Source organism: Pseudoalteromonas sp. SR41-1 (assembly GCF_014164015.1).
GTDB lineage: Bacteria > Pseudomonadota > Gammaproteobacteria > Enterobacterales > Alteromonadaceae > Pseudoalteromonas > Pseudoalteromonas distincta.
In genome coordinates this window covers 195,953-220,070 of the sequence record NZ_JACJEK010000002.1, presented here as the reverse complement: position 1 = coordinate 220,070, position 24,118 = coordinate 195,953, and the positions used below count along the sequence as shown (strand labels likewise).

At 40.2% G+C, this 24,118-nt stretch carries 21 protein-coding genes; 7 read left to right on the top strand and 14 right to left on the bottom strand.

Annotation, left to right across the window (positions count from 1 at the left end; genetic code table 11):
• Position 1 precedes the first annotated feature (1 nt).
• A complete protein-coding gene (gene xseA / locus H5118_RS02510) occupies positions 2 to 1,333 on the top strand; it encodes an exodeoxyribonuclease VII large subunit (protein ID WP_182747686.1) in 1,332 nt (443 codons plus the stop codon).
• Here xseA and H5118_RS02505 read toward each other — a convergent pair.
• The 3 genes from H5118_RS02505 to H5118_RS02495 all read right to left on the bottom strand — a co-directional run bounded on the left by H5118_RS02505 (position 1,330) and on the right by H5118_RS02495 (position 5,944).
• Positions 1,330 to 2,010: a hypothetical protein gene (locus H5118_RS02505; RefSeq protein ID WP_182747685.1), complete on the bottom strand. Its 681-nt coding sequence runs from the start codon at positions 2,008 to 2,010 to the stop codon at positions 1,330 to 1,332. The genes xseA and H5118_RS02505 overlap by 4 nt on opposite strands.
• A 35-nt stretch (positions 2,011 to 2,045) precedes the next feature.
• A complete protein-coding gene (gene cysE, locus H5118_RS02500; protein ID WP_002958786.1) occupies positions 2,046 to 2,864 on the bottom strand; it encodes a serine O-acetyltransferase in 819 nt (272 codons plus the stop codon).
• Between the two features lie 197 nt (positions 2,865 to 3,061).
• Positions 3,062 to 5,944, bottom strand: coding sequence for a pitrilysin family protein (locus tag H5118_RS02495; protein ID WP_182747683.1), 2,883 nt, complete (start codon positions 5,942 to 5,944; stop codon positions 3,062 to 3,064).
• Positions 5,945 to 6,194: 250 nt separating this feature from the next.
• On the opposite strand from H5118_RS02495, the gene H5118_RS02490 reads away from it, so the two are divergent.
• Entirely contained in the window at positions 6,195 to 7,151 is a 957-nt protein-coding gene (locus H5118_RS02490; protein ID WP_024597318.1) for a methylenetetrahydrofolate reductase, read from the top strand.
• A 259-nt stretch (positions 7,152 to 7,410) separates the two neighbouring features.
• Here H5118_RS02490 and H5118_RS02485 read toward each other — a convergent pair whose 3' ends face one another.
• From H5118_RS02485 to H5118_RS02475, 3 genes are all read right to left on the bottom strand, one after another.
• On the bottom strand, positions 7,411 to 8,391 hold the full coding sequence (locus H5118_RS02485) for a sensor domain-containing diguanylate cyclase (protein WP_182747681.1): 981 nt from the start codon (positions 8,389 to 8,391) through the stop codon (positions 7,411 to 7,413).
• A gap of 59 nt (positions 8,392 to 8,450) precedes the next feature.
• On the bottom strand, positions 8,451 to 9,698 hold the full coding sequence (locus H5118_RS02480) for a DEAD/DEAH box helicase (RefSeq protein WP_182747679.1): 1,248 nt from the start codon (positions 9,696 to 9,698) through the stop codon (positions 8,451 to 8,453).
• Between the two features lie 177 nt (positions 9,699 to 9,875).
• The gene (locus H5118_RS02475) at positions 9,876 to 10,577 is read right to left on the bottom strand and encodes a DUF3581 domain-containing protein (RefSeq protein ID WP_039484969.1); all 702 of its coding nucleotides are present in this window, start codon (positions 10,575 to 10,577) and stop codon (positions 9,876 to 9,878) included.
• A 112-nt stretch (positions 10,578 to 10,689) separates the two neighbouring features.
• Between H5118_RS02475 and H5118_RS02470 the strand changes: the two genes are divergently transcribed.
• Both H5118_RS02470 and H5118_RS02465 read left to right on the top strand, forming a co-directional pair.
• A complete protein-coding gene (locus H5118_RS02470) occupies positions 10,690 to 11,559 on the top strand; it encodes a CPBP family intramembrane glutamic endopeptidase (protein ID WP_182747677.1) in 870 nt (289 codons plus the stop codon).
• Positions 11,560 to 11,663: 104 nt separating this feature from the next.
• Complete coding sequence (locus H5118_RS02465) at positions 11,664 to 12,056, top strand: hypothetical protein (RefSeq protein WP_182747676.1); 393 nt, start codon at positions 11,664 to 11,666, stop codon at positions 12,054 to 12,056.
• Positions 12,057 to 12,072: 16 nt separating this feature from the next.
• On the opposite strand, the gene H5118_RS02460 is transcribed toward H5118_RS02465, so the two are convergent.
• The 5 genes from H5118_RS02460 to proB all read right to left on the bottom strand — a co-directional run bounded on the left by H5118_RS02460 (position 12,073) and on the right by proB (position 16,653).
• On the bottom strand, positions 12,073 to 12,372 hold the full coding sequence (locus H5118_RS02460; RefSeq protein WP_002958795.1) for a hypothetical protein: 300 nt from the start codon (positions 12,370 to 12,372) through the stop codon (positions 12,073 to 12,075).
• 161 nt (positions 12,373 to 12,533) lie between these two features.
• Positions 12,534 to 14,018 carry a glutamate--tRNA ligase gene (gltX, locus tag H5118_RS02455; RefSeq protein WP_002961608.1) on the bottom strand — a complete coding sequence of 495 codons (1,485 nt, stop codon included), beginning with the start codon at positions 14,016 to 14,018 and terminating at the stop codon, positions 12,534 to 12,536.
• 39 nt (positions 14,019 to 14,057) lie between these two features.
• Entirely contained in the window at positions 14,058 to 14,417 is a 360-nt protein-coding gene (locus H5118_RS02450) for a glutaredoxin domain-containing protein (RefSeq protein WP_002961611.1), read from the bottom strand.
• A 56-nt stretch (positions 14,418 to 14,473) separates the two neighbouring features.
• Entirely contained in the window at positions 14,474 to 15,448 is a 975-nt protein-coding gene (locus H5118_RS02445) for a GGDEF domain-containing protein (RefSeq protein WP_182747674.1), read from the bottom strand.
• Positions 15,449 to 15,549: 101 nt separating this feature from the next.
• Positions 15,550 to 16,653 (bottom strand): glutamate 5-kinase, encoded by a 1,104-nt coding sequence (gene proB, locus H5118_RS02440; protein ID WP_182747673.1) that lies wholly within the window; start codon positions 16,651 to 16,653, stop codon positions 15,550 to 15,552.
• Between the two features lie 119 nt (positions 16,654 to 16,772).
• Here proB and H5118_RS02435 point away from each other — a divergent pair, with 119 nt between their 5' ends.
• Positions 16,773 to 17,732 carry a DMT family transporter gene (locus H5118_RS02435; protein ID WP_024597327.1) on the top strand — a complete coding sequence of 320 codons (960 nt, stop codon included), beginning with the start codon at positions 16,773 to 16,775 and terminating at the stop codon, positions 17,730 to 17,732.
• Here H5118_RS02435 and H5118_RS02430 read toward each other — a convergent pair.
• The 3 genes from H5118_RS02430 to pdsO are packed head-to-tail and all read right to left on the bottom strand — an operon-like array spanning position 17,627 to position 21,025.
• Positions 17,627 to 18,232 carry a class GN sortase gene (locus H5118_RS02430; protein WP_182747671.1) on the bottom strand — a complete coding sequence of 202 codons (606 nt, stop codon included), beginning with the start codon at positions 18,230 to 18,232 and terminating at the stop codon, positions 17,627 to 17,629. The genes H5118_RS02435 and H5118_RS02430 overlap by 106 nt on opposite strands.
• On the bottom strand, positions 18,229 to 20,247 hold the full coding sequence (locus H5118_RS02425; RefSeq protein ID WP_182723962.1) for a marine proteobacterial sortase target protein: 2,019 nt from the start codon (positions 20,245 to 20,247) through the stop codon (positions 18,229 to 18,231). Before H5118_RS02425 ends, H5118_RS02430 begins: the two co-directional genes overlap by 4 nt.
• 46 nt (positions 20,248 to 20,293) lie before the next feature.
• On the bottom strand, positions 20,294 to 21,025 hold the full coding sequence (gene pdsO, locus H5118_RS02420; protein WP_007377011.1) for a sortase-associated OmpA-like protein PdsO: 732 nt from the start codon (positions 21,023 to 21,025) through the stop codon (positions 20,294 to 20,296).
• 204 nt (positions 21,026 to 21,229) lie between these two features.
• On the opposite strand from pdsO, the gene pdsR reads away from it, so the two are divergent.
• Positions 21,230 to 21,919, top strand: coding sequence for a proteobacterial dedicated sortase system response regulator (pdsR, locus tag H5118_RS02415; RefSeq protein WP_182721372.1), 690 nt, complete (start codon positions 21,230 to 21,232; stop codon positions 21,917 to 21,919).
• Entirely contained in the window at positions 21,919 to 24,057 is a 2,139-nt protein-coding gene (gene pdsS / locus H5118_RS02410; protein WP_182747669.1) for a proteobacterial dedicated sortase system histidine kinase, read from the top strand. Before pdsR ends, pdsS begins: the two co-directional genes overlap by 1 nt.
• The last annotated feature ends 61 nt before the right edge of the window (positions 24,058 to 24,118 follow it).

Genomic DNA, 24,118 nt, shown 5'->3' with positions numbered 1-24,118 from the left:
TATGTTTTCGAAGCCTTCGCAGACGGTTTACACCGTGTCGCGCCTTAATAGAGAAATTCGCACAATCCTTGAGCAAGGTTTTGCATCTTTAGTGCTCACGGGCGAAATTTCTAACTTTATTACCCCTGCATCTGGACATTGGTACTTTTCGTTAAAAGACGATAAGGCACAAATTAAAGCCGCTATGTGGCGTGGGAATAATCGCAACCAAAGCTATCGCCCTGCAAATGGCGCGCAAGTTACAGTAAAAGCGCGTGTATCACTTTATGAACCTCGCGGTGACTACCAGCTTATTGTTGAGCATATGGAACCGGCCGGCGAAGGTCAGCTAAAACAAGAATTCGATGCACTTAAAATGCGTTTGGCCGCCGAAGGATTATTTAGCTCTGCGTATAAAAAACCACTTCCGCAAAACATTAATCGTATTGGTGTTATTACCTCTGCAACCGGCGCTGCTATAAAAGATATTTTAACGGTACTTAAACGCCGTGCGCCGCAGCTAGAGGTAATCATTTACCCTGCTATGGTACAAGGCAAAGAAGCACACCTACATTTAATTAATCAAATTGAATTAGCTAATGCTCGTGATGAAGTAGACGTACTTATTTTAGGACGAGGCGGCGGATCACTTGAAGATTTATGGTGTTTTAATCACGAACAGCTCGCACGAGCTATTTTTGAAAGTGAATTACCGATAGTAAGTGCAGTAGGCCATGAAATAGATACAACCATTAGCGATTACGTTGCTGATGTTCGTGCAGCCACTCCATCAGCCGCAGCTGAGCTTGTAAGCCCAAATACGCAAGAGTTACACAACAAAGTAACACAATTAGTTAATCGTTTATCTAACGCGTTTAAGCACGGTATTGCCGATAAACGCGCATTAGCAACGCAGTTACAACACCGCCTTAATTTGTGTCATCCGCGTAATCAGCTTAGTCAAAAATCACAACGTTTGGATGAGCTAAGCATTGCGCTGCAACAAGCTATGCGTAATCGTTTATACCAACAAGAACGCACACTCAATAACTTAACGCCGCGTTTGATGCGCCAATCACCTGATAAAAAACTCGCTTCAGCAAGCCATCAACTCTCGCAATTACAAGCTAGGCTAAACCAAGCTATACAGCATCAGTTACAACAAGCGAATAATAGCTTAGCACTGCAAGCAAGCAGGTTAGATTCAGTAAGTCCGCTTAATGTTTTAGCGCGCGGTTATAGCATCACTAAAACACAGCAAGGAAAAGTAGTTAAATCTGTGGGGCAAATTAAAACAGGCGATGTTTTAGTTACAGAGTTAGTCGATGGCTCTATAGAATCACAAATTATTTAAAGCTCTGTACTTAGCAACATTTTAAGTTCGCTATCGCTCGATGTGGAGGTAGTGCTTTTAAATTGTTGCCAAAACTCTTGTTCCATCAACTTATCGTTTAGCTCTCGCCATTGAGCATTACCAAATGTGTCGTTATCAATGGGGGCGGCAAGTTCAAATTCACATACTGTTTTTTTACATTTTGCACTAACAACGTCAGGAATAATTGATAAATCAGCTGTTAATAAAAAATCTTGTAATGCCATTTCAGTACGATAAGCCCATTCTTCATCGCGCGTTTGATTTTCAAATTTATCACGTAAAATCTGCTCAAAATCTGAAGGGCCCCTCATTTTCTTTAAAACACTTTTGAGCGCCGCTTTCTGTTCGGCGAGTTGCTGCTTAAGCTGAGTTACTTGCTCTTCTAAAGGTAGTTCATCAAGCATTTGGGTTTCTGAATTGGTTGTAGGCGTGTCTTCAGCGGGCTCTATACTAGCGACTTGCTCAGGTACTGCAGAGTCTGCATTACTCAATACCTCATTACTTTGTTGTTCAGTATGAAGCTTTTTCTGTTTTTCATAACTTGGCTGCGACTTAACAGATTCTGGATGACTTGAAGCTGCATTAAAGTAGCTCCAAGTTAAACCTACACCCGCAATAAACCCAATCCCTAGAGCCAATAAACTATTCTTGTTCATGTTAATTCCTTTTAAGTTTTATTATTTTTAGTTACTTATAACATTGCACTCGTGTGCGATTCGTTTTCAGGCTCAGGATTTGCTAAAAAGTTTTGGTTCATACTTTGCGCCGGACACTCACAATCCGGTCGACCAATAATTTTAGCGGGTACGCCAACAGCGGTTGTGTGTGGTGGAACATTGCTAAGTACAACTGAGCCCGCACCAATTCGTGCGCCCTCACCTACTTCAATATTACCCAGTACTTTAGCACCCGCGCCAATTAATACGCCTGCTCTAATTTTAGGATGACGATCGCCCTGCTCATTACCTGTACCGCCAAGCGTTACAGATTGCAAAATTGATACGTTATCTTCAATTACCGCTGTTTCACCAATAACAATACCGGTTGCGTGGTCAAACATAATGCCTTTACCCACTTTACATGCTGGGTGAATATCGACCCCAAACACTTCAGAGTTACGGCTTTGAATAAAGCGCGCTAGCTCTTTGCGATTTTGTTGCCACAAACAATTAGCCAAACGGTGCGCCTGAATAGCATGAAAACCTTTTAGATTTAATATAACCGTAAGATAGGTTTCTGATGCCGGATCGCGGTCTTTTACAGCTTTAATATCCTCAGCAACAAAAGATAGCATACGGTCACATTTTACAAATGCTTGGTCAAACAGCTCTCGGATAGTGAATGCAGATACCACCGCATCAGCCAACTTATTAGCAACAATAAAGCTCAATGCCGAACCTAAACAATCATGATTTAAAACACATGAATAAACATGACTTGCTAATAATGGTTCACGTTTTACTACATCGTTAGCTTCGTCGCGAAGCTGTTGCCAAATTGCATGACGCATAATACTGCACTGCCTTAAGTTGATATAAAATAGCCTTTTCCCAAGTCTAACGGATTTAACCACTAAGGTGTTAATCCCTTAGTTATTTGTTCTGGTTATTAGGTATAACTGTTTATTAAGTTTCATTATTAAATAATAAAAATGCCTCGATGCTTATAGCACCGAGGCATTATTTTAACGCTTAAAAAACACTTAAATTATTGAAATACTTTATCGACTTTCATCACTTCAATATTTTTTGCAGGAATTGCTAATTTATAATCAGCAATTACTTTATCTTCAACCACTAATTCGGCAGGTTTATCGGTGTTGTAAATCATTGGCGATGTTTGCTGCGATGCTAAACGTTTTTGCATATCAGCGCCGTCACCAGTAATAAATACATAGTGAACATTGTCTGTTTGTAAGTTTTCTTTAATAACGCGATTTACATCAGCAAGCGTTAGCGTTTTAAGTTTGTTAGTTACGTAACTTACAAAGCTATCTGTGTTATAAAATTCGCTATCAAGTGCATAACCTAATTGGCGATTTTGACTTGCGACCATTTGCGGCACAAAGTTAATTAAAAAGTTACGCGTTGCTTCAAAATCGCCTTCGCTCATACCATTTTTAATTAGCTTATCTAGCTCAAACAAGGCGGTACGTGTTGCAAAGTGCGCATCGTTATTAGAGCGAAGTGGGCGTAACCACACTTGAAATATTTGCTCTGAGCGCCCTAGGTTTGCATCTGGCTTGGTTTGAAACATACCACGTGGAAAGTATTCAATGTATGCGTAATCGCCATAGTTCATGCCGCGAGTTTCACGAATGCGCTCATATAAAAAGCTGTTAGAACTACGGTGCTCACCAAAGTACGAACGCACAAGCCAAAGGGCTGTCCAGTCTTCGCTACTTCTTATTGTATCAATAGGGAAACCAAACGATACCGCCGTCGATTGCGCTGACTTTTCTACAATAGTTGCATGATGACCTTTAAGCACTGGCGCATCAGGAATACTTAAACGGCTTTGCTCACCTTTTGGTAGCGTTGCAAAATCGCTCATCATTTTAGCTTTAAGGTTTGCAGGCACAGCCCCAATTAAGCCAACCGTGAGTTTAGATTGCGTAAGCTCGCTGTTATAAAACGCTTTAACATCATCTAGCGTCAACGCTTCTAAATCCGAAATATCACCGTAGTTGTAACTTTCGTAAGGGTGATTTTTGTAAAGTGCACTGTATAGCACTTCTTTGCCTAGCTCTTCATCGTTAGATGCTTTTAAGCCTGATTTAATACCATCGATCATTTCTTTTTTAAGGCGTTTAAAGTCATCGTCTCTAAAGCCTGGGTTTAATAATTGATCGCTCACAAGTGAATACCACTGCGCTGCATTGTCTTTATGAATACGCCCTTGGAACGACAGCATTTCTTTATCTATTTGATAACCAAAGCTACCTGCAAGCGGATAAAGTGCTTTTTGAATATCTTTATAGCTTGTCGCCTCTGAGCCACCTTGTGCAAGCATTGCCGCAGTGAGCGCTGCAACACCTTTTTTGCCTTGAGGGTCGGCAGCCGCGCCGGTATTGAATAAAAAGTTAACATCGATTAACGGCGAGCTATTGGTTTTATCAAGTACTTTAAATGCAGGTGCCGCAGGTGCTTGTTCAAGCTTTGCAGTAAGCGCATTTAAATTAACTTCTTGCTCAAAACCTGGGGCTTTATCAAGTGCCGACATTGTTAATGTGGTACGTGCGTTATCAGTAAAGTATTTATTAGCAACGGCTTTAATATCTGCGCTGGTGATGTTATCTGCCGATTTATACAGCTGGTTTATAACCTCAGGATCGCGCTCAAAATGCATGTAGCTGGCAAGGGTTGATGCAATCGCTTGCGACGAATCTAAGCCATTAATAAAGCTGTATTTAAGATTCGATTTTAAATCACTTAGCTTTTGCTCATCAACAAGCTCAGTGCGTGCTTTTGCATAAGTTCGATTAATGGCATCGCGCGCAGTGGCTAAATCGCCTGCGTTTTCTACTTTAACAAATACGTGTAATAAACCCGGATCTTTAGTCTCTGGGTTATAGGTAAACATTTGGCTGGCAATTTGTTTGTCGACCACTAGCTCTTGATATAAATCTGAATTACTAGAAAAATAAAGCTGTGAGATTAAATCAAGCGCCGCTCTGTCTTTTTTAGCAGGCTCCCACGCAGCGCCTTTGTACGATACGAGTAACCAATGCCCTGGTAGCGCTTCATCTTGCTGGTGTAAATATTTTGGTGCTTGTTGAACAGGTTCTGCTTTAATGTCAGCAACATAGTTACCCTTTTTCCAGCTGCCCCAATGCTTTTTAACCATTGCCATTGTTGCTTGTGGGTCTACATCGCCCACGATGACAAGTGACACATACTCAGGCTTATAAAACTTAGCAAAAAATTCTTTACCATAGGCCATTTGATCAGGCATGGCTTCTATGTCTTTAAAAAAGCCCATAGTGGTGTGTTTATACGTGTGCTTATCAAACGCTTTTTCGCGTACAGCGCTTAATAATTTACGAATTGGGCTCGCGTTGTTTTTTAAGTACTCACCTTTTACTGTTTGCGCTTCTGTTCTAAATTGCTCTTCGGTGTAGGTTAAGTTTTGAAAAATATCAGCTTCAAGCTCAAGTACTTTATCAAGGTGCTGCTTTGAAAAGTTTAAATGGTAATTTGTGTAATCGTTTGTTGTATATGCGCGGTTATCAACACCTGAATTTTTTAATATGTCTGAGTACACATCTTCAGGGTATTTTTGTGAGCCTTTAAACATCATGTGTTCAAAAAAGTGAGCAAAGCCTGTTTTGCCCTCTTCAACTTCGTTACGCGATCCAACCGATACCGGAATTTGCAGCGACACGACATCAGGGTAATCGGTTTTAACAACCATGACACGTAAGCCGTTTTCTAGCTCTTCAATTAAGTAATCTTGTGAAAAAACACGGTCATCAGCTTTATTTACTTGTTCTTGTTGTGCTGTTGTTTGCGTGCTTTGGTTTTGTTGCATGGCGCAACCCGTTAAGGCCAGCGATACCGCTAAGCTGGTTGCTAATAATTTAAATTTCATTGTTGTCCCTTTTTAAATTGAGCAAATTTGTTGTCAGATTTAACTCTTTAATTATGCCCCAAAGCCAATAAATATAAGAGCCCCAAGGGAATTTATTATGTAAACAACTGTGTCAATTATAAATTATGGGAACAAGCACTATGAATAAACATCATGTTAATTGAAAAACTTTCATTAAATAAATCTATCTAGACGTCTAAATGGCTGCTATATTAAATCCATCAAAACAAACTTAGCTGGAATGAGGATTATGGCTTTATCACTAAAAGAGAAGATAGTGGACACCAATCAAGGTGTTTATCTTATTGGTACTACCCCGCCTAAAATTGGCACCGATAAAGCGCAATTAAAAACCATTGCAGAAAAGCTATTAGGTCGCTTACACGAAATTGAATACGACGGCGTGATAATTTACGACATTCAAGACGAAAGCAGCCGAACTAATCAAGACCGTCCATTTGCGTTTAAACAAACCGTTGATCCGCGTGAATACAGCCATTTACTTCGTAATTTATCTGCACAAGATGTAATTACTTATAAAAGTGTGGCGCAGCGTGGCGTAGGCGAATTTAAAGATTGGCTAAGTGAAACTAAAAACGACTACGATTTACAAAATGTTGTTTTAGTAGGTAGCCCATCATCGATAGGCGATATAAAGCTAAGCCTGCCAGATGCTTATAAAGCATTGGCTGAGCAATCAGATGATTTCTTTTTAGGTGGCGTTACGATTGCCGAGCGCCATTCAAGTAAACGAAATGAGCACGAACGATTAATAGAAAAAACAGCACAAGGTTGTCAGTTTTTTATATCGCAAGCTGTTTACGATGCACAAGCGACTATAGAGCTAATCACTAGCTACGCACGTACATGTAAAGCGCAGGGTATTACACCACAACGTATTATATTAACGTTTACCCCGTGCGGCGGCGAAAAAACCTTAGAATTTATGCAATGGTTGGGTATCTCAGTGCCAGAGGCAACAAAATGGCGCATGCTTGATGCAGACAATACATTAAGCGAATCGGTCCGTATTTGCCGCGAAAACCTCGACTTAATACTTAAAAGCTGTGCGCATTTAGATGTACCGCTGGGCTTAAATATTGAAAGCTTAACAAACCGTAAAGAAGAAATTGATGCATCAATTAACTTATACCGTTTATTAAAAGCTATTATGGAATTAAATCTTGCTGAAAAGCTAATAGCTTAAAGGCTAGGTAAGAGCTAATTAACACCCTTCTTGGCAAGCCTCATGGCTTGCTTTTTTATGTCCGTACTTTGAAAAATAAATTAAGAAGTACAAGTAAAAATTTGCAGCTTAAGCTATTCATTGAAGCTATTTTTGGTTATTACTCTCAAGCCTTTTTAAGGCAAACCCCATAGAGGAGCACATAACACCAAAAATAAAACCTATCGCAGAAAAAACTAGCTAAGTTTTTGTGGCATGAGTCATGACGAACTTACTTTTATTATTGTGCTTTTTTAGCGAGTCTATACGCTTGTTTATTTTTATACATTGCGTGGTCTGCATCATTTAATAGCGCTTCAAAGGGCTGCTTTTGTTTATTAGTAAAACTATAACCAATGCTGAGCGATAAATCGCAAACACTTTCTTTTAGTAAAGCATTTGTATACTCAGAGGATATTTTATCCATGATGTAGCTAATTTTGCTTTTATCGCTTAATTGCATTACTGCAACAAACTCATCACCACCTAAACGCCCTACTATGTCGGCATCTCTTAAATGGTTTTTTAGCGTATCCGCCAAAATAATTAAGGCTTTGTCACCTACTTCATGTCCAAAGGTGTCGTTTAATTTTTTAAAGTCGTTTATATCAATAAACAAGCAACATACGTCGAAGCCCAAACGCAGTGCTAAATTAAGCTTTTGCTGAGCTAGTAAGTTAAGTGCTCGGCGATTATAAATGTCTGTTAATGAGTCTAACATGGCTATTTCGCGCATTTGTTCATAGCTGTAAACAAGCGCTAGGTCGTCTTCAATTAAATCGCGTAGTTGCTCTATGAGCTCAAAGTATTCATCGGTATAGCTAGTTATTTTAGTGTCTTTTAAGCATAGCGTGCCAAATACTTCACCTTCTGGCCAATGAATAGGTAAGCCTAGGTAGGATTCAACACCGTCCTCAACTACTTCTGGGAGGGTGTTCCATGCATCGTTATTGCTTGCATCATTAACATATAAAATATTATTAGTTTCAGCGACGTGCCGACAAAAAAGAGGAGTTTGAGGGGGAAGTATCGGGTTGGTTTCAAAGCTTGAGCCACCTTCGTTATTTCTAATAACAACGCGATAGCCTTTGCTTGTTGCCTGAACTATATAACCAGACGGGGCTGAAAAAAGCCCCGTGATAAGGTCCATTGTTTTTTGCCATTTATGCAAAGATATTTGGCCATCAACACCAGAGAATGCCCATTTATCAGTTTCAAACATTAACTTTACCTCGGCTATTTAATAGCTCCAGTATAGGCAAAAAAGTAAACTAAAAGCTATTATTTACGACGTCTACTTGGCTCTCTTTTACCTGTAATGCGTTTTTTATCGCGATCTTTTCGAGATTTATTCGTATTTTTACGATTATCTTTGGGCTTTTTATTTAAGTCAGGCTCGTAACCTTCTAACCACTGCGGCGTTAAACGCGTATCGAGTAATACTTCAATTTCTTCTAGCAGCCATTGCTCATCAAGACTTACCAATGACATAGCAAGCCCTTGTTCACCAGCGCGACCTGTACGGCCAATACGGTGCACATAATCCTCGGCAATGTACGGCAGTTCAAAATTAATTACGTATCTAAGTGTAGAAATATCTAAACCACGCGCAGCGACATCGGTTGCAACAAGTACGCGTGTAATACCTTCTTTAAAGTTTTGCAATGCACGGTCACGTGCGCCTTGCGATTTATCGCCATGGATTGATTCGGTTTTTAACCCATCTTTACACATTTCTTTAGCAAGCTGATCGGCCATTTGTTTTGTGCGCGTAAAAATAAGCACTTGGCGCCAGTTTTTCATGCCAATCATGTGCGATACAAGTTCGCGCTTACGGTCTTCATCTACAGCGTAAATAACTTGCTCTACTTCAACCGCAGCTGAGTTACGTTTATCAACTTCAATTAGTTCTGGGTTTTTAAGTAACTTTTTACTGAGTTCAAACACGCTGTCATCAAACGTAGCTGAAAATAGTAAAGTTTGGCGATCGCCCGGGATATGTCGCAATATACGTCTAATTTCATCAATAAAGCCCATATCAAGCATGCGGTCAGCTTCGTCAAACACTAAGGAGTCTACGCTTGAAAGTACCACACTGCCTTTAACTATATGATCAAGCAAACGCCCAGGTGTTGCCACTATAACTTGCGCTGTTTTGAGTGCTTTTATTTGAGGGCCAATACTTACGCCACCATAGGCTAAAGCGCCATTGATATTAGTGCCTTGTGCGTACTTTTCAAAGCTTGCAAATACTTGCTGAGCAAGCTCACGGGTTGGCGTTAAAATTACAACGCGGGCAAGGCCTTGCTCATCTTTTTTAGGGGTATTTAAAAGCTTATGTAATAAAGGTAAAACAAAGGCGGCGGTTTTACCCGTACCTGTTTGCGCGCTGCCCATTACATCACTTCCGGCTAAAATAGGCGGAATAGTTTTAATCTGAATTGCGGTTGGTTGAGTGTAATTATTTTGCTCAATCGCTGTTAATAATAACGGGTCGAGATTAAGTGATGAGAACGTAGTGGCAGACATAGGCTTAGCTTTAAAATAACAAAGAGCGCTATTGTACGCATATTACTGTACTGCGTAAATTAACCAGTCCAGAAAAGTATTTAATCGTGATTGCTCTCTTTCGCTTTAGCGCTAAAAACAATAAAAAAGGCGCTAAATAACCGTTGTATTTAGCGCCTTTTATAATTTGCTGTAGCTTTAAGCTGGCTTTAGTGTTGCTTTACGTTCGTTGTAAAACGCTATTAAATCGTCAACTGTTGCTTGGCAGTATTCGCGAATACCCGAAACCACCATGTGCTTTTCACCACAACCCACTTTAACGCCGTTTTCTAACAGGTTAAAACGTAGTGTAATTTTTCCGCGCTTACCTGCGTACTCAAAGCTTGGCTCTGCAAATTCAAGTACTGGCGCTGTTATATCAAGGTTATCAAGATTAATAAGCATTGATTCGTAAATTACCATCGGACGAGCAGGGTTTATCATTACCTCTTGCTTGCCCATTAATGGGATAATTACATGCGGAAAGGTAGTACCAGAAAACTCAACATAATTTTTTATTAGACTATTAGTTAGTGCTGGGCATTGGCTGGTTTTACCGCTGCGCTTTACCTTTAAAATTACTTTTTCGCCATTGGTAACATCAAACTCATCGGCTCCCTCAGGGAAATGTAGTTTGGTGTTTTCATCAACCATACCGGCAAAAGTAAATTCCATTTGTTCACTAATACCGTAGCGGTCTAGTACCAATGAAAAAAGTAAGTCTCCTGGCGCGCAAAACTTTTTGGCATCTTTGTCATGAAGTGGATTGTAATCATCAGCAACGCATTTAGCGAAGCGACAACCCTGCTCACGAGAGATAGAAACATAATCAGCATGCTGCTGAAAAAAAGGACTTAACATAGTTTGTTCACTGCTTAAACTGCTTATAACCTATCTATATTACCAGAAAAAAAATATTGAGAGGTCGAATCTGTTAGATTAATGGCTAAATAAAACAGAGTAATAAAAAACAATGACCTTTTATTTATTAGCACTATCAATTATATGTGTTTTTCCGTACTGCAAAATATCAATAATGCGGCAACCCCTTTGGCACTACTTAATGGCCTTAAGTGTAGTAAGTGGGTATTTTCAAGGTTATATAAATTTGTATGCTCTGCTCAGCACTGGGCTTTACGTTGTTTTATACTACTGTGTGCTAAATGCAAAGCGGGCAATAATACGCGCTATTTTAGGTACTGTTTTTATAATTTCCTCACTGGTATTAGCACTTCATTGGGTGCCTGGTTTTAATAACCTCTCTATTGTTATAGATGAGCGTATTACAAGCGATGCGATTGCTTTTACCCTTTATGCTAATTTTGATAAAGCTATGGCTGGGTTATTCCTTTGTGCTTACTTTTATTCGAGTAAAAAAGCTTTAAAAGCAGACTCTAATAAAGCAGGCCCATTAAACGTTAAACAACCTATTTTTATAATTATTGCTACTGTTTTAGCTTCGCTCACTGCGGCTTTAACACTTGGACTTGTAAGCTTTAACCCAAAAGTGCCCAACTTTTGGTTAGCCTTTATTGCTATTAATCTTTTATTTACCTGTGTAACTGAGGAAGCTTTGTTTAGAGGTTTATTACAAACCAAACTTAGCCAAATAATCTCATCTACCCGCCTAGCGTTACTTGCCCCAATAATGACAGCAGCAGTGTTTGCTTTGGCGCATTTTGCTGGAGGATTTAACTATGTATTGGTTTCATTTATTGCAGGCTTAGGATATAGCTATATTTTTTATAAAACGCAGCGCTTAGAGTGGGCCATTATATGCCATTGGTTAGTTAATGTTTGCCACTTCTTTTTGTTTACTTACCCTATGCTCAGTAAAATCTAAATACATTTACAAATGCTAACAATTTACCCGTTAGCAAACATTGCCAGCATTTGATTTTATTAGTAATTTACTACTTTAAATAATAAATTAAAGGACTAATAAATATGCTACGTTTTATAGCGGCAATAACAGTGCTGGCCACAATAACCGGTTGTTCAGGAATGACCTATCATACAGACATAGACAACGGTGTTTTATCTCAAGAAATTGGCACCTACGTTAATAAAAGAGATTTACAGCAATTTTATAGCGACCAAGAAGCACACGAAAGTGGCGCAACACTTTTAGGCCGAATAGAAGGTGAAAGCTGTGATGGCGACGGTATGGGCAACAATAATGTAAACTACAATCGCTCTAAATCAAACGCGATTGATTTACTTAAAGCTGATGCTATGCGCAGGGGCGGAAATGCTTTTACTATTAATTCTTGTAGTGAAACCTCTGTATCGTACTGCGACCTATCTGTTTTATGCACCGGACAGGCCTACGACTATTAATAAGTAAAAGTGCAAATTATATATTAAGCGCAAAGCTCAGTAGCACACGCTTTCCAGACTCGATTTTAGATACGCTGTGTTCGTACTTATCGGGTCTGAACAAATACACGCGATTAAATAAATTTATAATGCATTTAGAGCATTTAAATACCCCACCCGCTTTAGGTTTCTCTAATACAAAATTGAGCTTGTAATAGCGCCCTTGCTGCACAGGGTCAATATGGTTCATTACGCTATGATTGGTTGGGTAAGTAACAAGGTTTATCGAAAATGTGTTACTGCTAAAAATGGCTTTGTTTTTTACAGGTGCAATCATACTGCCTCCTATGAGTTTATATGCCCTATTGTATCATTGGGCTAAGTACTAATACTTTAGTTAAACAATATCAAAATACGATGTCATATAGCTAAACAGCCTGAAACAAAAAAGCCGAACTTATTTTACTAAGTTCGGCTTTTATAAGTGCATTTTAGTAATTATGCACTTGGGTATTCGCGGTACGCACGCTCTATATTTTTAGCCTGCTTTTTAGAAATACCTAAATGAGCAAGTGCAACACGTAAACGAGCACGTGATAAGTCAGAGCCTAATATTTCCATTGCATCAAGCACTGACGTACTTGATGTTTTGCCTGTAATTGCGACAAAAATTGGCTCTAAAAAGTCTTTAATTTTAAGCTCGTGGAATGTAGCCACTTCTTTTGCAATTGCAAAAATAGCGGGCTTATCAAAGCTACGTAAGCCTTCTAGCTGCCATACAAAAAATTGTAGTGCTTGGCGTATTACGTTTTCGTCTGCTTTACCAGCTGTTAATAGCGCAGGATCGTAAGTTGGAATACCACCTACAAAATGTCCAGCAAGCTCAACCATATCCGAAAGGGTATTAATACGCGTTTTAGCCTCAGGTAATACTTTAGCTAACATCTCACCGTTAAACTTCCAATCAACAAAGCGCTGAATTAACTGCTCGTCGGTTAGGTTTTCGCGGATCCACATGCCGTTTAACCAGCTTAATTTATCCACGTCGAATACTGGGCCACCAAGCGATACGCGCTTCATGTCAAAGTTTTCAATCATTTCATTAAGTGTGAACTTTTCACGCTCATCTGGCATTGACCAACCCATACGACCTAAGTAGTTAAGCACGGCTTCTGGTAGGTAACCCATTTCTTTATAGTAGTTAATAGACGTTGGATTTTTACGCTTAGACAGCTTTGATTTATCTGGGTTACGTAGTAATGGTAAATGACCAAGTACCGGCGCTTCCCAACCAAAATCTTCATAAAGTTTTAATAACTTAGGTGCTGAGTTAATCCACTCTTCGCCACGGAAAATATGACTAATTTGCATATGGTGGTCATCAACTACGTTCGCTAAAAAGTACGTTGGGAAACCATCCGCTTTTAAAAGCACTTGCATGTCTACGTTTTCCCACGGGATCTCAATTTCATCTCGTAGGTAGTCGTTAAACTTAAATGTGCCTTCGCTTGGGATTTTCATACGTATAACGTAAGGTTTGCCTGCCGCTAAGTTTGCTTTAATTTCTTCATCTGTATGGTTTAAACCACGACCGTCGTATTTAGGGCGCAAGCCTTCTGCCATTTGCTCTTCACGCATTTGATCAAGCTCTTCGCTTGTTGCAAAGCAGTAAAACGCTTTCCCATCGTCAACTAACTGATGCGCGTATTTTTTATATAAATCGCTACGCTCAGATTGACGGTAAGGACCAAATTCGCCACCCACATCAGGACCATGATCCCACTCAAGCCCTAACCAGCGTAAGCTATCCATAATCGCAAGTTCAGACTCTGGCGTGCTACGTACTTGGTCTGTATCTTCTATACGAAGTACAAATTCACCGCCTTGTTGTTTAGCAAAACAGTAGTTAAATAAGGCGATATAAGCGGTGCCAAGATGCGGGTCACCAGTTGGCGACGGGGCAACACGGGTGCGAATTGTCATGGTAAATTCTCTTTAAATAAGTGAGATAATAAAAGTGGTTTATGCAGCTACTTTGTTTAAGTAAGCAATAATATCGTTTGATTCATACAGCCATTGTACTTGGCCATTTTTCTCTATACGCAGACAAGGCACTTTAACTTTGCCGCCTTGCTCAAGAAGCTCTTGACGATATTGCTCATTATTTTTTGCATCACGCGTTTCTATGTTTAAGCCTTCGCGCTTAATAGCGCGGCGTACTTTTACACAAAACGGGCATGCTTTAAATTGGTACAGTTTAAATTGTGAGGTTTGCTGATCAAGCTGTGCTTGCTCGTCGCTTGCACGCTTTTTACTGCGAGGAGTAAATACAAAATTAAAGAATAAGATTATACAACCTAAAAACCAACGAACTAATTTCATGTTCTGTGCTCTGCTTACAACAATTTAAGGAGCCAGATTTTAGCACAAATTTACAATCAAAAAAGCTCAATACTGCTATCTATCTTTGGTTCGTTATTAACTTCTAATTCACTGTAGGAGGTAACTCTATTACGGCCAGTATTTTTAGAGTAGTAAAGCGCTAAATCAGCCTGATTTACAATACTCGATACAGTATCAATACTCACTAACTCTAAAAAACCAATGCTAATGGTTAATTGGCCAATTTGTGGAAAAGGGTATTGGGCAACATTAAGCCGTAACCGGTTAAGTGCAACATGTGCATCTGCCTCTGTTTTTGCTTGAAATAACATTGCAAATTCTTCACCACCATACCTAAATACATAGTCTTCTATTCTAAAATTATTTTTTAGTAGCCGTGCAATAAGTAAAATAACCTCATCGCCAATTACATGCCCGTAGTTATCATTAATATTTTTAAAGTTGTCGATATCGGCAATAGCTAAATACCAACGTCGCTTTTTATTGTTATCATTTCTTGGTAACAAAAAACCGTTACCCGATACAATCTCAATTACTTTTTTATCAAATGTTTGCCTATTTAAAAGCTCTGTAAGTGGATCTAACCGCGACTTATATAATAGCCCAAGCTGATTAGCATAAATATTTAAAATATGTACAGCTAACATAGTTGTTCGTTCTGGTAATTCTTGCTCGGTTTCTATTAATAAAGTGCCGACTACTTTTCCAAAATGATAAATAGGCACGTAACTTGTTGTGCTACTAAAGGCATAGCTCACCCTAATTTTATTTTGAGTGACCTTTTGTAATAACAATGATGCTTCATCTGGGCTTAATTGCTCTAAATTACTGTTTGAATTAATAAGAGTAGGGGGTATGGGGGCTGAAAAATTTTTATTGACGTAAATGGCAAAATTATCAACTTCGAGCAAGTCGCTAATTATTTGTATTAATGCGCTATCTAAATCACTTTCTTCCTCTTGCTGGGTAAGCTTAATAATCCATTCGTGCCCACACTTATTTGCCTTCATTACACTGCCTAAACTAATTAAACTTTTATTAGTCTAGACAATACTCATGAATTTACTAAGTTATGAGGTAATACTTATTAACTAATCCTTTAGAATAGGTATTAAAGTAATACTAAGTCGTCGCGATGCAATACTTCTGCACCACTATCGTATTCAAGTAACTCACCTATTTGATTTGAGTGTGCGCCTTTGATTTTATTTACCTCGGTACTGCTAAAACGCGTTAAGCCACGTGCAATTACTTGATTTTTAGTATCTATTAAATCAATTAAATCGCCTCTTTCAAAACGTCCAAATGCATTAGTAACGCCTTTAGCAAGTAAGCTTGCACCTTTATTTTGAAGGGCACTAATAGCACCTGCATCTATAACAATTTGGCCGGTACTTTTAGGCCCAGCTAGTAGCCATTTTTTACGGCCATCTTTTGGGGCGGTGAGTTTTAAAAAGCGTGTACCAGGTAACTCGTCACTCATACATTTTAAAATAACGTTTTTACCAGCGCCTTTAGCAATAATGACTTCAACGCCTGCACGCCTTGCAATGTCGGCTGCTTGTAATTTGGTTGCCATGCCGCCAGTACCTAAGTTTGTACCACTGCCACCAGCAAGTTGGCGCAGCTCATCGTTTATATGTGTTACTTCACCAATGAGGGTGGCATCGGCATTGGTGCGAGGATCGCTGGTAAATAACCCTTCTTGATCGGTAAGTAGCAGTAACTTATTAGCATTAGCCAAAATAGCGACAAGTGCCGATAAATTATCGTTGTCGCCTACTTTTATTTCACTGGTAGCGACTGCGTCATTTTCGTTAATGATGGGCACAACGTCGTAATTTAATAATGCATTGAGTGTATCGCGGGCATTAAGGTAGCGCTCTCTGTCGTCTACATCAGCGCGAGTAAGCAGCATTTGCCCTACATTTACCCCATATAAAGCAAACAAGCTCTGCCAAATATGAATAAGTTGACCTTGTCCAATTGCAGCAAGCATTTGTTTATCAATTAAGCTTCTGCCACAGGGTTTTAATAGTTGTTCGCGCCCAGCAGCTACCGCGCCGCTCGATACTAAAATAACCTGGTGGCCTCGCTTTTTAAGCTCGCAGCATTGGCGTACTAATTCAACCATATGTGCTTTGTCTAGCTTATCGCTGCCGCCAGTTAGTACGCTTGTACCAAGCTTTACAACTATTACCTGTTCCCTTTGCATGTGCTTTTTACTATTGATTAATTAAAGATGAATTAATTTATACCAGCTCGGTATTTTTGAACAAGTTAAAAATTTTCATGCTAGGATCTGATTTTATTAAATTAAGTAAATTACTCTCTATGCCTGCCAGTTTATGTTTAATTATTGCCACCTTTTTATGGGGCAGCTCTTTTATTGCGCTCAAATACGCCATTGCTATTTACGACCCTGCATTGGTGATATTTTTACGCATGCTCACCACGTTAGTTTTGTCGCTTTGTTTATGGCGCTACGTTATTCGGTTTGAGTATTTAAAAGGTGACTGGAAGTATTTAGTGGGTATGTCGCTTGCTGAGCCTTGCTTATACTTTTTATTTGAAGGCCATGCAATGGAATACACATCAGCCTCGCAGGCCGGTGTTATTGTCTCTTGCTTACCTATTATTATTGCGTTGCTTGCCTTTGTATTACTTAAAGAGCATATAAGCAAAGCCATTGTTGTCGGTTTTACGCTGTGTATTGGCGGCAGTATTTTACTTACGCTTCTTTCACCAAGTACCGACCAAGCACCTAATCCGTTACTAGGTAACTTTTTAGAGCTTATGGCGATGGTGTGCGCTGCATTTTATACCGTAAGTATTAAACATTTAGCTAATCGCTACTCACCCCTGACTTTAATTGCGTTGCAAGGTATTAGCGGCAGCTTGTTTTTTGCGCCGTTTTTATTTTTTATCGACCTACCAAGCGAAAACCAACACGACTTAACTGCGCTCATGAGCATTTTGTATTTAGGTTCGTGTGTAACCCTTGGCGGCTACGGCATGTACAACTATGCAATTAGCAAAGTATCAGTATTAACCGCTGCTGCGTACTCTAATTTAATTCCTATTTTTACACTTATTTTATCAGCTATTATTTTGGGGGAAGTGCTCAACGTTTGGCAATGGCTGAGCATATTTGTGGTATTTATTGGCGTAATGGTAAGCCAGCGCCATCAAGAACTCGTGGTTGATATACCGCTTAGCGAATCAGGCGAAGACATTTGCGCAGATACAAGCAACCTTAAATCAGTACCCGAGGCAAGCGAATCAAAAGGGTAACAGGTAAGCAAATACAGCCCAGGTGTTTGTATAAATGAGTTTTGGGATTGATGAATAACCTCAATCCCCGTTACCTTATAATTTTGAATCACTCCACTTTGCAGCTGCAAAGTAAACGCCTCTCCCACTTTGGCGTGTTGTAAAAATGCAAAGTGGGTGTCGTTATGCCCAGCTATTAGCGCGCCCTTTTCGTTTCCAAATTCTTTTCCGCCCAGCTCCCCTGCAGGTAAAAATTGGCTAGGCGCAAACGCTAAATTACGACCACTCGCTCCAGCCAATACACTTAATGTTTTATTATGGCTTGGCCAATCAAGCTTTGCAGTCACGTAGCTGTCGGCGTAATACCACGGCTTTACTTGAGTGCCGGGTGATTTAAGCGCCTCTTGCCATGCTTGCTCAATTAATACTTGAGCAAGCCATGCTTTTGCCTGCATATAAGCACCGTGACCAAATAATCCAAGCCCAGCTATTAGTAAACCCGCGCTTAGCCACTTTTTCATTTACGTGCCCTGCTTAATTTAAATGATCGGTTTATTTTAAGGGCGCTAAATCCCAATAATAAAATACAGCCTAGTAATATATGTAACCTGCTTTGCCCATCGGTTTGCGGTAAACGCATTGCCATACCTTGTGGTACTGCATTAGTAGCTTGCGCCGTTTGCTCTGCCACTTCCTTTATTTGAGTTTGTTCAATCGCTATAAAAGCAGTAAACGGGCTAAGTAATTGATGAGTAAGCGCAAGCTCCTGTACTTCATCTTTAACTGTATTTTGCTCGTTGTATAAAAGTAATGACTTGATTTTTTGGCGCGCCCACAGTTTTGCTATACCTTGAGCGCTTGAGCTATTTTGTGTACTTAATTTAATACTTAAAGGCCCTTGTGCTGTTTGCCCAGCAAGTACCACATTTTTAGCATTATTAAGTTTTATGGCGACCATGATAGGCTCACCAAAATATAAATCAGGTAGTGGTGACGGCCAAAAATCTAAGCTGTTACCGCTTTCATCGCTTAGCCCCAAATTAGTAATAGCCGGATGTGCAAGCTTATCAAACAACTGCTGCATTTTAGGTTGCACCTCGCTTGTGCTGCCTATAAACGTAAATGAGCCTTTACCTATATCTGCCGCTCGGCGCATAAAAAAGCTATTCGGTGCGCTGCCAATACCCACTGTAAATAAGCGGCTATCGCCTAATTTACTTTGAATATTTTTAAATAATGCATCTTCATTACTTACGCTGCCATCAGTTAAAAATACAACTTGGCGCACAAAACCATCAAACTCGCTACCATCAAGTACGGCATTAAGCGCACCTTGTATTTCAGTGCCACCGTCGGCCTCTAGGCTATAAATAAATCGCTCTGCACGGCGTAAATTAAAGTCACTGGCTATAAGAGGTTTATCGCTCATTGGAGTTACTATGTTGTCAAAACCAATAATGTTAAAGCTGTCGTCGCTATCAAGTAATGAAAGTGCATAAAACAACGCTTTTTTAGCTTGCTCCATAGATTGCCCATGCATAGAGCCTGACGTATCAACTACAAATACCATTTCACGAGGTAAGCGCTGTGTTTGTGTGAAATGATCCCCTGGTGGCATTAGCATAGCAAGCCCGTATCGGTCACCATTTTCAAACTGCTGAGTAAAAAATGCGGCTTGAGCTTGCTCTTTTTGCAGCGGTTTAAACTCAAGTACAAAGTCGCGATTAACTGCATTTGTCTCATTTAACGCTATTTTATATTGTCCAAACGCGGTGTTTTGCACCTCAACATTGTGAAATTTAGAATTGATATCCACCAGCTCTAAGCCTACGTCTATATCTATGTTTAAGCTAAATTGGCTGCTTGGTACGTTATCATTTTGATTACTGCTTTTAATACTGTAAACAGGGCTTAACCATCCCGTTGGGAGTGAGTTAACGTGCGTTTGGTTCTGAGTATTAACCTCAACTTCACCACTAATCGCGTGATAACGCGGTGTAATGGTAGTAGGAAATCTAATAGCAAATGTGCCGCTGCTGTAATCAATTATTTCTTGATACTCAAGCTCAATAATTACTTGCTCACCAGGGCCAATATTTGCCACATTCGTAATAAACATATTGGCGCGTTGCTGGCGTACAAGGGCCGCTTGCTTACCTGCTTTTTTAGCCTCCTCGTATTTTTTTTCGGCCTCTACCTTTTTATCAATTTGGCCTTTAATGACTCGCTCACCTATACGCATAGTCATGGCATGTACGGCGCTTTCATCAGGCAATGGAAAAACGTAGCGCGCATTAACCGCAAACGGGTTTTCGTTTTGATAGGTTTGCGTGACTACAACATGATTAATCAGGCCAGTTAAGGTCATATTGGCGTCGCTTTTTAATATTATTGCTGGGCCTGCTGGCGCACCATTGCTATCAAAAAGCTCTAACTTGGGTGATTGCGCATGGCTTTTGAAGCTCGCTAACAGCACAATCGCTATGAATATAAAAATGCTTACTTTAGTAAGCATTTTGGTCGGTTTACTCAACATAAAATCACTCCATCGAACGCTTTGTTTTACTTAGATTCAGTTAGATTTAGTTACTCGCCGTTTGGCCATTTACTGGATTCATTGAGCGAGTGGTAAGCGTTACGCGTCTATCAAAAAAGTTATCTTCCACCGTGTTGCTGTTAGCCAATGTTTGCTGCTCGCCAAATGCCTGCGTGCTTAAACGTTTGTGGCTCACACCGTGCTTTATTAAATAGCTTTGCACGGCATTTACACGCGCTTTAGAAAGTAAAAGGTTGGCTTGCTCATCGCCGCGCTGATCGGCAAAGCCACTTAAATCAAGTGCGAGTTGTGGTTGGTTGTTTAACAAGGTAACGAGTTGGTCTAACTGCAGTGCAAAATGCGGGGCAATAACACTTGAACCTGTTTTAAATTGCACCGTCATCGCCAATAAGTTATTAATTTGAACTTGAGTTAACTGCTCATTTTGATTGGCAAGCACTTCTAGCTGTTGCTCTAACATATTGTTGTGGTTAAGCACGTGTTGGTAATCGCTGGTTTTTTCTTTCATAACCGTAATTGCACGCTCTTGCTCTGCAATTTTGTTATCAGCTACTTTTGAATCACCTATTAAACCACCGGCAAATGCCCCAATAAACGCGCCTATTGGCCCGCCTACTACGCCGCCAATAATAGCGCCTGCACCTAAACCAATAGCCGTTTCTTTATGGGCTTCTTTTGATGGCGTGTTAGATGTTGAGGCAATTGCTGGAGTACAAAAACTAGCAACGAGTGTTAATGCAATTAATGTCTTCTTCATGATTTGACCCTTAAACTTACTTTTTAATTTGTGATGTTTTGTTTTGATGGACCTATTAAAACAAGTTCAAGTGGCAACAAAGGGGATCAAAAATGGCAAACTGCTGAGCAATTGTGGCAAAAAAATGGCAATTGCCTTTTTAAGCGTACTTAGCTTAAAAACTTCGATATAGTGCACAGCAAAGCCGATAGGATAATGATTAAGATGAAAAAAATAGCCATCGTTGAAGATGAACCCGCAATCCGCGAAAACTACATAGAAATGCTGAGCGCACAGGGCTACCAAGTCAGTGGCTTTGCCGATCGCGCCAGCGCTGAAGCTGCATTTAAAAATGCCCTGCCCGATTTAGCCATTGTTGATATTGGCCTAGGCCATGAAATAGATGGTGGTTTTTTACTGTGCCAAACATTGCGATCGCTTTCTAAAACACTGCCTATTATTTTTTTAACCGCCCGCGATAGCGAAATAGATACCGTATGCGGCCTACGCATGGGCGCCGACGACTACCTAACAAAAGACATAAGCTTGGCTCACTTGGCTGCACGTATTGGTGCGCTATTTCGCCGAATGGAAGCACTTGAACAACCCGCTGATGCAAATGCACTCATAACACGCGGGCAGTTAACGCTCGACACGCAACGTATGCAGGTATTTTGGCAGCAACAATTAGTTGATTTAACCGTAACCGAGTTTTGGATGCTGCATTCACTCGCCCAGCGACCAGGCCATGTTAAAAGCCGTAACGATTTAATGAGCGATGCAAAAATTTATGTAGACGACAGCACTATTACTTCCCACGTAAAGCGTATTCGTAAAAAATTTATAGCACTCGACAGCTCCTTTGATTGCATAGATACCGTGTATGGCATGGGCTACAGGTGGGAACAATACTAATGCTACGATTTGGTCTACGCAGTAAATTTATATTACTTTCATGTTTTTTGTTTTTGCTACCGTGGCTTGGCTACGAGTACGTATGGGAAATGGAAAAGTTTTTACGCCAAGGCCAAGAAAAAACCCTCGTAGGCACCACTCGCGCACTTGCTACCGCATTACATGAGCGCCCTGCATTATTTGACGAGCAAACCAACTTTTTAGACCAAGTTGTAAAAGGTCGTGATTTATACGCTTATAATCTTAAAAACCCTATTCAGCTCGACGGTAAACTTAACGATTGGGACAGCTATCAACCGTTATTTTGGCACTACGACAAACGCTATTTACAAAAAACAGATAACAAACATCAAGCCAGTGACTTATCGTTTGATCATATGGTTGGCAAGTTTGATAACTACTTATACGCCGCATTTAAAGTAACCGACAATACCCTTATTTATCGCGCTAAAAATAGTTTAAGCATTACCAATAACGATTATTTACAAATTGGCTTAAAAACACCTGACGGCCAATTTAATACCTATATAATTGCGCCACGCCAAGATGGCTGGGTTAATGCGTTTGATGCAAATACCAAAGCCCCTTTTACAAAAATTCAGGGCTATTTTGAAAGTACCGAATCAGGTTATAACGTAGAGCTGCGCTTTCCTATTAGCATGCTGGGCAACAAACTTGGCTTTGCTATTGTTGACATTGATAGTAAAGAGGCATTGCTAGAGCCTAAAATAATGTCGACCTCAAACTTAAATAACCCAAACGATTTAGGCTCAGTATTAGTCCCTTCTCCAGAAATTAGCCGTATTTTAAAAGGTATGGGCCACAGTGGTAGCCGCATTTGGGTGGTTGATAACCATCATCGTGTACTTGCGCAATCGGGTACTATTCAAAATGCAGATGGCGTATGGGCTGATGGACTTGCTAACAAAGCACCTGAAACTTGGTGGCAGCGCTTTGAGCAAAATTACTTACACCCAATTTACTATAAAATATTAACGCGCCCCGAAAATGAGTTTTTAGATACCCTGCACGATGTAGCTTCTATGCAGGGCACACATTTAGCGAAAGCATTAAAAGGACAACCTGCATCGTCTTGGCGCTTAACTCCCGACAGCAAAGCCGTTATTTTATCGGCCGCTTACCCTATTTGGATTCAAGACCAAGTAATTGGCGCGGTAATAGCAGAGGAAACCACAAACGGCGTACGTACGCTGCGTAACAAGTCACTTGAAAAACTCTTTAACGTTATTTTAGCTGTGATGCTAATTGGTACTGTCACATTGTTCTTTTTTGCCTCACGTATATCGAACCGAATTAGGCGGCTGCGCGATACCGCTGAGCAAGCAATTGATGCACAAGGGCGTGTTACCGGCAGTATTAATTACAGCGATGCTAACGATGAAATTGGGGATCTGTCTCGTAGTTTTTCAAATATTGTAAGCCGACTTGGTGGCTATACCGATTACTTAGAAAATATGTCGTCACGGTTATCCCACGAGCTGCGCACGCCAGTTGCCGTAGTGCGCTCGTCACTCGAGAACTTACAAAGCTTGCCACAGAACGAGCAGAGCCAAAAATACCTCGACCGCGCCAGTGAAGGCGTTGAACGCTTAGGTAAAATAATAACCACCATGAGCGAAGCCACCCGCCTTGAGCAGAGTATTCAAAGCAACGAGTCTGAGCCTTTTGATTTACAAAAAGTAATAAATGGTTGCATGCAAGGCTACCAGCTTACTTACCCAAACCAGTTATTTACGCTTGATGTATGCCAAAGCAAATTACCTATGCAAGGTGCACCGGAGTTTATAGCCCAGCTGCTTGATAAACTTATTAGTAACGCGCTGGAGTTCAGCAAAGCCAATACGGCTATTAATGTAAGCCTTAAGCAGAGCGAAAATAAAGCAACATTAACAGTGAGTAATACTGGTCCTGCTTTACCTGAAGGACTCACTGAGCATATTTTTGACTCTATGGTGTCGGTACGTAGCCAGCAAATGCAGCAACAGCCACATTTGGGGTTAGGGCTTTATATTGTAAGGCTGGTGTGCGATTACCATAAAGGCAGTGTAACCGCGCAAAACAACGAGCAAGGTAATGGTGTAGTGTTTACCGTAACACTGCCGTTAGCTAATGGTTAGGGCTGTATTTATACCGTTATATTTGTACCGTTATATTTATAGCCCCAGCATTATATGCAAA

Coding starts and splice junctions, on each gene's coding strand:
- H5118_RS02460 (WP_002958795.1), bottom strand. CDS start 12,372: ATGATTGCACCTGTAAAAAACAAAGCCATTTTTAGCAGTAACACATTT.
- H5118_RS02435 (WP_024597327.1), top strand. CDS start 16,773: ATGCCTGCCAGTTTATGTTTAATTATTGCCACCTTTTTATGGGGCAGC.
- proB (WP_182747673.1), bottom strand. CDS start 16,653: ATGCAAAGGGAACAGGTAATAGTTGTAAAGCTTGGTACAAGCGTACTA.
- H5118_RS02505 (WP_182747685.1), bottom strand. CDS start 2,010: ATGAACAAGAATAGTTTATTGGCTCTAGGGATTGGGTTTATTGCGGGT.
- H5118_RS02465 (WP_182747676.1), top strand. CDS start 11,664: ATGCTACGTTTTATAGCGGCAATAACAGTGCTGGCCACAATAACCGGT.
- H5118_RS02480 (WP_182747679.1), bottom strand. CDS start 9,698: ATGTCTGCCACTACGTTCTCATCACTTAATCTCGACCCGTTATTATTA.
- H5118_RS02445 (WP_182747674.1), bottom strand. CDS start 15,448: ATGAAGGCAAATAAGTGTGGGCACGAATGGATTATTAAGCTTACCCAG.
- H5118_RS02425 (WP_182723962.1), bottom strand. CDS start 20,247: ATGTTGAGTAAACCGACCAAAATGCTTACTAAAGTAAGCATTTTTATA.
- cysE (WP_002958786.1), bottom strand. CDS start 2,864: ATGCGTCATGCAATTTGGCAACAGCTTCGCGACGAAGCTAACGATGTA.
- H5118_RS02490 (WP_024597318.1), top strand. CDS start 6,195: ATGGCTTTATCACTAAAAGAGAAGATAGTGGACACCAATCAAGGTGTT.
- H5118_RS02450 (WP_002961611.1), bottom strand. CDS start 14,417: ATGAAATTAGTTCGTTGGTTTTTAGGTTGTATAATCTTATTCTTTAAT.
- gltX (WP_002961608.1), bottom strand. CDS start 14,018: ATGACAATTCGCACCCGTGTTGCCCCGTCGCCAACTGGTGACCCGCAT.
- H5118_RS02495 (WP_182747683.1), bottom strand. CDS start 5,944: ATGAAATTTAAATTATTAGCAACCAGCTTAGCGGTATCGCTGGCCTTA.
- H5118_RS02430 (WP_182747671.1), bottom strand. CDS start 18,232: ATGAAAAAGTGGCTAAGCGCGGGTTTACTAATAGCTGGGCTTGGATTA.
- H5118_RS02475 (WP_039484969.1), bottom strand. CDS start 10,577: ATGTTAAGTCCTTTTTTTCAGCAGCATGCTGATTATGTTTCTATCTCT.
- pdsO (WP_007377011.1), bottom strand. CDS start 21,025: ATGAAGAAGACATTAATTGCATTAACACTCGTTGCTAGTTTTTGTACT.
- H5118_RS02485 (WP_182747681.1), bottom strand. CDS start 8,391: ATGTTTGAAACTGATAAATGGGCATTCTCTGGTGTTGATGGCCAAATA.
- pdsS (WP_182747669.1), top strand. CDS start 21,919: ATGCTACGATTTGGTCTACGCAGTAAATTTATATTACTTTCATGTTTT.
- xseA (WP_182747686.1), top strand. CDS start 2: ATGTTTTCGAAGCCTTCGCAGACGGTTTACACCGTGTCGCGCCTTAAT.
- H5118_RS02470 (WP_182747677.1), top strand. CDS start 10,690: ATGACCTTTTATTTATTAGCACTATCAATTATATGTGTTTTTCCGTAC.
- pdsR (WP_182721372.1), top strand. CDS start 21,230: ATGAAAAAAATAGCCATCGTTGAAGATGAACCCGCAATCCGCGAAAAC.